8 protein-coding genes are annotated in these 7794 nt (G+C 68.5%); 5 read left to right on the top strand and 3 right to left on the bottom strand.

The annotated features are described in order from the left end of the window. Positions 1–164: 164 nt before the first annotated feature. On the bottom strand, positions 165–311 hold the full coding sequence (locus ECOMGDLI_RS34280; RefSeq protein WP_158220821.1) for a hypothetical protein: 147 nt from the start codon (positions 309–311) through the stop codon (positions 165–167). A gap of 347 nt (positions 312–658) precedes the next feature. Between ECOMGDLI_RS34280 and ECOMGDLI_RS34275 the strand changes: the two genes are divergently transcribed. From ECOMGDLI_RS34275 to ECOMGDLI_RS00940, 5 genes are all read left to right on the top strand, one after another. Beyond that, a complete protein-coding gene (locus ECOMGDLI_RS34275; protein ID WP_158220820.1) occupies positions 659–832 on the top strand; it encodes a hypothetical protein in 174 nt (57 codons plus the stop codon). Positions 833–873: 41 nt separating this feature from the next. Beyond that, on the top strand, positions 874–2232 hold the full coding sequence (locus tag ECOMGDLI_RS00960; protein ID WP_088312713.1) for an ArdC family protein: 1359 nt from the start codon (positions 874–876) through the stop codon (positions 2230–2232). Between the two features lie 808 nt (positions 2233–3040). Then, positions 3041–3574 (top strand): ABC-three component system protein, encoded by a 534-nt coding sequence (locus ECOMGDLI_RS00950; protein ID WP_088312709.1) that lies wholly within the window; start codon positions 3041–3043, stop codon positions 3572–3574. Next, a complete protein-coding gene (locus ECOMGDLI_RS00945; RefSeq protein WP_088312707.1) occupies positions 3571–4047 on the top strand; it encodes an ABC-three component system middle component 2 in 477 nt (158 codons plus the stop codon). Before ECOMGDLI_RS00950 ends, ECOMGDLI_RS00945 begins: the two co-directional genes overlap by 4 nt. After that, positions 4044–5909 (top strand): ATP-binding protein, encoded by a 1866-nt coding sequence (locus ECOMGDLI_RS00940; protein ID WP_088312705.1) that lies wholly within the window; start codon positions 4044–4046, stop codon positions 5907–5909. Before ECOMGDLI_RS00945 ends, ECOMGDLI_RS00940 begins: the two co-directional genes overlap by 4 nt. A 271-nt stretch (positions 5910–6180) precedes the next feature. Here ECOMGDLI_RS00940 and ECOMGDLI_RS35170 read toward each other — a convergent pair whose 3' ends face one another. After that, positions 6181–6957 (bottom strand): hypothetical protein, encoded by a 777-nt coding sequence (locus ECOMGDLI_RS35170; RefSeq protein ID WP_198954413.1) that lies wholly within the window; start codon positions 6955–6957, stop codon positions 6181–6183. Positions 6958–7287: 330 nt separating this feature from the next. Further along, on the bottom strand, positions 7288–7794 hold a 507-nt coding region (locus tag ECOMGDLI_RS00930), incomplete at its 5' end, for a sigma-70 family RNA polymerase sigma factor (protein WP_143447400.1).

Here is a 7794-nt window from a genome sequence, read left to right as displayed (position 1 = left end):
CCCGCGCTCCCACCGCCCGTCCTGCGCCCCGCACCTGGCCGCGGCCGCTGACCCGCCCCTCTAAGGCACTGTCGAGACACCGCCCAGCCCTCACCGGTGGCGCTCCGCCCGTGATCGGTCTCTCGGCAAATCCGCCGGAGCTACTTCACTAGCCCGGCGAACGGTTACCGGTTCGGCTTCGGATTCGGCAGCGTCGGAGTGGGCTTTGACTCCTCATTCGCGCGGTCGATCGCCTTGAGGATCGAGTCCATCTCCTCGTCGTCCTCGGCTCCGTAGGTGTTGAGCTCGCTCTGGTCGTAGCGCCGTGTCATGACCTCGACGGTATGGCTGCTTCTCGGACTTGCACAACGCGCGCCCGCGGACCGGAATCAACCGTTCCGGTGCTCGTCGACGACGTCGATGAGCACCGCCGACCACACCCTGCGTTCCCACCGCCCGGCCCGCGGTCCGCACCCGGCCGCACCCGCTGACCCGTCCCGGCAAGCCTGTCGAGGCCACCGCCTAACTCCCATCGAGAGGAACCTTCGTGACCCAGCACTTCTCCGAGCCCGTCCGGCCTGGCCCGTCTGTCCAGCACCCCGGGGACGGTCCAGCGCAGGACGGGGAATCGACAGCCGTCGGCCTTTCGCGCGCTGACGCTGCTCGCCCCGAGGAGCAGGTGAGCGGGCCGCTGGTCCTCCCGCTGCCCGGGCCGGCGATGGACGTCATCGCGATTCTCGCCGGGATGCAGGACCAGCTCGACGAACTGGCCACGCTCGTCGCCGGCCAGCAGACCGCGATCGTCTCCCTGCGCGCCGCGCTTCGTGCCGCCACCGGGGCCCCACGCGGATGACACCCCGCCGACGCCACCCCTCAGCCGGCGGCCGACAGGCTGTGTCCTCGGCGGCGGGCGGTGCCGCCGCCGGTGCCGCAGCCGATGCCGCCGGGACGGGCACGGACAAGCTGCAGGTCCTGCACGACCGCCTCGCCGAGCAGGTCGCCGCGCTGCGCAGCGGCCAGGACTGGCAGCGCTGGCTCGCCACCGCGGCCCGGTTCCACACCTACTCCTTCGGGAACACGATGCTGATCCTGGCCCAGCGCCCCGACGCCACCGCGGTCGCCGGGTACGGGGCATGGAAGGCCCTCGGTCGGCAGGTCAGCAAGGGCGAGAAAGGCATCGCGATCCTCGCCCCCGTCCTGCGCCGCACCCCCACCCACGGCGACCAGCCCGCACCTGTCCCGCAAGGCACCGACAGGACCACCGGCCCGCCCGAGACCGGCCCTGCCCGGACGGCGGACCCTGAGCGTGCGACGCCGGCGGCCGGTGGGGAAGGGGAGGTGCAGACGGGGAGGCGGCGGGTCAGCGGGTTCCGGGTGACCTACGTCTTCGACGTCTCCCAGACCAGCGGGACCCCGCTGCCCGAGCAGCCCGCCCCGCAACTGCTCGAGGGCCACGCGCCACCGGGCCTGTGGGACGCCCTCGCAGCCCAGGTCGCCGCGGCCGGCTACAGCCTCGAGCGCGGCGACTGCGCCGGCGCGAACGGCGTCACCATCCCCGCCACCGCCACCGTGCGGGTCCGCGACGACGTCGACGACGCCCAGGCAGTCAAGACCCTCGCCCACGAGCTCGCCCACGTCCTGCTGCACGCACCGCCCCCGCCCCGGACAACCGCCGCCACAGGCACCACCGAGAGGGCCGTGACGGTCGGGTCGGGCGCGCCGGCCGGGACAGGTCGGGCGGTACCGGCAGGGTCGGATCCGGGAGCGGCGCCGCCGCCTGCGGTGTTCGCGTGCCGGGGTGGGATCGAGGTCGAGGCCGAGTCCGTCGCGTACCTGGTCATGGCGGCCCACGGCCTCGACACCAGCACGTACACCTTCCCCTACGTCACGCACTGGGCCGAAGGCGTCCGGGACCGAAGCCCTGAGGACGTCGTCCGGGCCACCGGCGAACGGGTCCTGAGGGCGGCCCGCCAGATCCTGGCTGCCTCCACCGGTCCGGCCCCCGCGACCGGCGATCTCGACGTGGTCGGCCACCGGGTCGCCGTCGCGCGTGAAGCGGCCGTCGGGCTAGGTGTCGGTACTGACGGCCAGACCGTCGACGACGAAGCGGTCCCGAAGGCGCACCGCCTCCCGGGCAGTCGTGTCCTGCTGGCTGACGTCAGAGGCCTCGGGGGACCGCCCCGTGGGCCCGGGGCCGAGCCTGCTCCGATGCTCGCGCGGCGTGCCACCGCCAAGGCGCGACGGCCTCGATGACTGTCACGAGATCTCACAGCAATTGGAGATCGTCGTGCGTAGCGCCCAGCAGAAGAGGCAACGAGGACGTACGCAAGGGACGACTCTTAAGCCTGCGCGTACCCGTCGCCGTGTGATGTCGGCTCTTGGCTTACACCGTCTCACCTACCGACTGATGATGTGCGCGGGCCGCGTCAGGTGGGCAAATGTCCCCCAACGAGTTCTCAAGCGAAGCACGGTCGGTACGTTCATCACTATGTTCGTGACCCTGCATCGCGCCGTCACGCTCATGGCGTCGTGGTCGCGCACTCGGGCCTACCTGCGAGGCACGCGTCGTGGCTGACCCGAAGGCCCCCGAGCTCAGCCCGGCACACGTCATCTCCCACTACTCCGGGGACCAGTGGGAGGAGTTCGTCGATGAGCTGGTGGAGGGCATCCAGTCCACCCGGGGGTACCTCCTTGCTAAGCGGATGGGTGGCCCCGGCGACCAAGGCATCGACGTGGCCGGGTTCAAGACCCCCAACGGCCTCGAAGGTCCGTGGGACTGTTACCAGTGCAAGCAGTACGCCGCCGCGCTGCAGCCGTCTGACGCGTGGCCGGAGATCTTGAAGATCTTCCGCGCGACCGTGGCTGGGGAATGCGTCATGCCAGACGCGTATCTGTTCGTCGCGCCCAAGGGAGCCGGTCTGAGGCTCAACAAGACGTTGAGCCAGCCAACCAAGGCCAAAGAGGAGTTCATCAGCTGGTTGTCGACGCACGCGCCCACCCCAGCAATGGACTCCGACGAACCACAAGGGTCGGCGCGCTCGTCGCAGCAACGGACTTCGCGATGTTCGACGCGCTCCAGGCCCGCCATGTCATCTCGATGCACGCCGCCACCAAGTACCACGCACTTCGGTTCAACTCGCCCCTCCCCAATCGTCGTAAACCCGAAGCGGTGCCCGGCGCGTACACCGGTGATGAGAAGCGGTACGTCGACCAGTTGTTGGCGACGTACAGGGAAAGGCACCCCACCGACGTCCTCGACCGCGGCAACGTCGCCGCGCACCCAACCCGAGGCGGGCACTTCAAGAGGCAGCGGCAAGCGTTCTTCCGGGCCGAGTCGCTGCGGATGTACGCACGCGAGTCAACACCGGATGGGACGTTCGAGGCGCTCAAGGGTGACGTCCACTCCGGCGTCGTGGAGCTCGCCGAGTCCGACCACGTGGACGGGTACACCCGCGCGCAGGCGGTCCTCCAGGCATCGGCGAGCATCGACCTGAGCAGCCATCGGCTCATCGAGCGCACGGACCTGGACGACCGGAAGGGCATCTGCCACCAGCTCGTCAACGACGAGCGCCTGACCTGGGTCGAAGAACCGTGATCAGCCCGTTCAATTCTCCCGTCGAGGTCGGCGTCCGAGTACTCGCCGTCCTCGTTGAGTCCTACCCACGTGCGCTCGACCTGGGTCAGCTCGTCATGCTCGACCACCTAGTCCTCAATACGGCCGACGTCAACGGGCCCGAGAGTCTGCACCCGCCGCTGCCGACACGTATCGGGCAGCTGACGACCAAGCGGGCGTCCGTTTCCCGGGGCATCCGAGTGCTGCTCAGCGCGGGGCTGGCTGAGGCGTTCGCCACCGCGGACGGCCTGACGTACCTGGCCGGCGACCCCTCGATCCGCTTCCTCAACCTGCTGGAGTCTGCCTACGCGGCGCGGCTTCACGAACGTGCCACGTGGGTCATCTCCGAGTTCGGTGATCTGTCCGAGGAGGAACTACGCACCCAGTTCCGGAGCATCTTCGACGCTTGGGTCGAGGAGTTCGACGCGTACGAACGTACGAGGGATGACCTGTGAGCGACCGTATCTCCATCACTCACCTGACGTTCGTGGGACACGGCCGACCCGACGCGAGCGTTGAGTTCGGACCGAACGTGACCATCGTCCGGGGGCCGTCGGACACCGGTAAGTCGTTCATCGCCGACTCCATCGACTTCATGCTCGGGGCACAGAACCTCCGCGAGATACCCCAGCTGACCGGGTACACAACCGTGCTCCTGGGCCTCAGACTTCCCGACGAGCAGTTCGTCACCATCACCAGGCAGGTCTCGGGCGGCGGGTACACCGTCTATACCGGCACCCACTTCACCGTCCCTGCGGACCAAGAGGGGGACAACCGCGGCGCCGCCCACGACCACCGCAGCGACCGCGGCCTGTCCAACTACATCCTCGGCGCAATCGACCTGAACGGTCGTCAGCTCAGGAAGAACGCGAACAACAAGAAGGTTTCGTTCACGCTGCGGCACCTCGCTCACCTCACTGTCATCGGCGAGACGCGCATGCAGGCGCGCACAGCGCCGCCCCTCACCGGCCAGCACACGGATCGGACCACCGAGGTCTCCGCGCTCAAGCTCCTTCTCGTCGGTGAGGACGACTCGGCACTGGAGGAGGTCATCGCCCCAACCGAGCGTCGAACCATCGGGAAGGCGAAGGGCCAGGTCGTTGACCAACTCCTCTCCGAGGCACGGGGGAAGATTGGGAACTCCCCGGACGTCGAACAGCTCCGCACCCAGCTCGCGAACCTGAACGCGTCAATCCGCGCGGCCGGCGACGACATCGACGCCGCCACACGTGCGCGCGTTAGCGCAGCACAGCGCCTCGCAGGTCTCCAGGCCGCACGTACCGAAATCCAGCGGCGCGCCCGGGAGATTGGCGCATTGAGCTCACGGTTCGAATTGCTCACCCAGCAGTACGACTCCGACCTTGCCCGCCTTGAGATGGTCTCCGAAGCCGGGAACCTGCTCGGGTACTTCTCGCCGGAGACGTGCCCGTTCTGCGGCGCCGAGCCGGAGCACCAGCACTTGAACTTGGAGTACGGCACCGACACAACCGCGCTAGCGGTCGTCGTAGCCGGCGAACGCGCCAAGACCGAGGCCCTTCGCGGCGACCTCCAGCAGGCCATCGAGGACCTGCAGACTGACGCTCGACGGCTCCGCACCCGGAGCCGCACCCTCGTCGAGTCAATTGTCGCGAGCGAGACCGCCTTGCGTACGGCTGACGAAGAGCTTCGGCCACGCAAGAACGGGTTCGACCAACTCCTGCGCACCCGGTCCTCGGTCGAATCCGCGATCGCGGTACACCGCCAGATTGCCGACCTCGAGCTGATGCGCGCCCAGATTGAGGAAGCAGCGAAGCCGAAGCGGGCCGAGCCGGTGGACCCTCTCCCGCTCGCTGCCGCCGGACGCTTCTCGACCGCCATCCAGGAGAGGCTCCGCGCCTGGGGGTTCCCTGGAGCCGACAGCGTCCGGTTCGACCGAAACGAGCTCGACATCGTCGACGCCGAGCAGCTCCGGGCATCGCACGGCAAGGGAGTGCGAGCGATCCTCCACGCCGCATTCTCCCTCGCGCTAGCCGACGTCTGTCTCGCCAACGACCTCCCGCATCCCGGTTTCGTGGTGCTGGACTCGCCGTTAGTCACATACAAGCCACCGAAGAAGGGCGAAGCCCCCGAAGCCGATGACGAGTCGGCCCGGCGGCTCGACGACTCGTTTGTCGCGCGGTTCTACCGAAGCGTGCAGCAGACCGCGAACGTCCAGATCATCATCATGGAGAACACCGACCCACCCGAGGAACTTGCCGCCGAGACGATCGACATCGAATTCACCGACAGCAGCGAGGGCCGGCGCGGCTTCCTCGCAACAACTGCGAAGAAGGAGTAGCGAGCAAGCACAGCAGTCGGGCAAGCGCCGGCAAGCGCCGAACGACCCGCGGCGTGGGCAGGCGTCCCGGGCGCAGGCCGCTGAGGTGCTCGGCGCCGGTCGGCTGCGCAGGAACGCACTATCATCCGCACCGACCTGTTCCCCCTGCTCCGCACCCGGCTGTCCCCGCCGAGGTCAGCGGCCCGCAGCGGCAGGGAAGCGCCGAGATCCGACGCAGCTGGGGTGGCGGCTGGGTCGGTCCCGGTCACCGCACGGTCAGGTGACGGTGATGTCAGTCCGAGATCAGGGTCCGGAGTGTGTAGGTGTAGCCGAGCACCTGGGAGTACTCACCGTCGTAGGTCGACCCGCACGGCACACCGGGTTCGGGGTCGCTGATCGTGCGGCAGTCCGCCGACTCGTAAAAATCGACGTCCGTCGCGAACGTCGTGGCGTCGATCGGCGTGCCGTCCCAGGTGAAGGACGTTGCGCCCTGTCCGGTGAGCTCGATGGTCTTCTCGTCGAAGGGGACGTAGCCGGTGAAGGTCGACCTCTGCCGGGTGACGACGAGCTGGACGCGCAGCACATGCGCGCCGCCGGGGACGTCATACACGAAGTGCGTCGGTGGAGTGTCGTCAGAGGCATAGCTGACCAGGTAGGCGTTGCTCGGCACGCCGTCAACTGACTCCTTCGTGATCGACAGGACGGTCAGGTCGTAGTGGTCCGGCGTCACAGGAAGCGTTACCCAGTGAGCGGTCTGACCGGTGCCTGCCGGTCCGGGTGCTCCTTGCGGGCCAGGGTCACCCTTCGCGCCCGCGGCGCCGCCCGGGCCTGCTGGCCCGAGGGGGCCCTGGATGGTGATGACGCGCCAGCGAAAGCGGGAGTCTGACGGCGTCTGCGCGCACAGAAGGGTCTGGGTATCGGCCTGCAGAACTGCGCCCTTGGGGGAGCATGCCTTGCCAGGCGCAGGTGCTGCGACCGCGCCGGGGGCGAATGCGATCGTCGCGGCCAGGCCGGCGGCTCCGATAACAGCCCCCACACCCATGTACCCCAAACGCGTAACCAACGGCATAGGCGCGACGCTACTCACCGAGCCCAGGTCGCGCGGCCGACACAGCCCGACACACTTCGGCCGTGAACGATCTCAGTCCTTTCGCGGACTCGCGTAGAGCAGGTCCCGGGATCCGCTGCGATATGCATCCGGTCAGCCGACGCGCGGCCGCCAGCGCTGAGCGCACGAGACCGCAACCGCCGAACTGGCAGAAGTGGCGCGTGAACTCGGCGCTCCAGCCGCGCTCAAGGTCAAGGCCAGTTCCGTCGCAGCAGGCTGGAGTCTGAAGATCAAGACCAGCCAAGCCGCTATGGCGGGCATCGCCAAGGGGCTGACGATGTCGGGCGTGGGTCAGGGCCACACGGTGCTGGGGACGGCGACCGGTCTCATTTCGTCGCACGAGGCTGCTGCCAACTTGGCGCGTAGTTGGAGAACCGCCTTCGTGTGCATCTGGCAGATCCGCGCCTCGTTGACCCCGAGGACGCGACCGATCTCGGCGAGCGTGAGGCCCTCGTAGTAGTAGAGGGTCACGACGATCTTCTCCCGCTCCGGGAGCTGGTTGATCGCCCGGCTGAGGATGAACTTCGTCTCCTCGGTCTCGAACGCCGTGACCGGGTCCTCGGCCTTGGTGTCCTCCAGGGTGTCGACGAGGGAGAGCTTGTCGCCCTTCTCGCCGCCCACCGTGAGGAGCTCGTCGAGTGCCACGACGTTGACGTACGAGACCTGGCTGAAGATCGCGTGCAGGTCCTCGAGGGCGATGCCGAGCCGCTCGGCGACCTCGGCCTCCGTCGGGGTGCGGTGCAGCTCCCCCTCGAGGGACGCGTACGCCCGCTCGACCTCACGCGCCTTGTAGCGCAC

It is taken from the genome of Kineosporia sp. R_H_3 (assembly GCF_002198675.1).
Lineage (GTDB): Bacteria > Actinomycetota > Actinomycetes > Actinomycetales > Kineosporiaceae > R-H-3.
This window is presented reverse-complemented; position numbering and strand designations above follow the sequence as displayed.

Excerpts from the sequence above, each read along its gene's own strand:
- ECOMGDLI_RS34280 (WP_158220821.1), bottom strand. The coding sequence starts at position 311 with ATGACACGGCGCTACGACCAGAGCGAGCTCAACACCTACGGAGCCGAG.
- ECOMGDLI_RS00950 (WP_088312709.1), top strand. The coding sequence starts at position 3,041 with ATGTTCGACGCGCTCCAGGCCCGCCATGTCATCTCGATGCACGCCGCC.
- ECOMGDLI_RS35170 (WP_198954413.1), bottom strand. The coding sequence starts at position 6,957 with ATGCCGTTGGTTACGCGTTTGGGGTACATGGGTGTGGGGGCTGTTATC.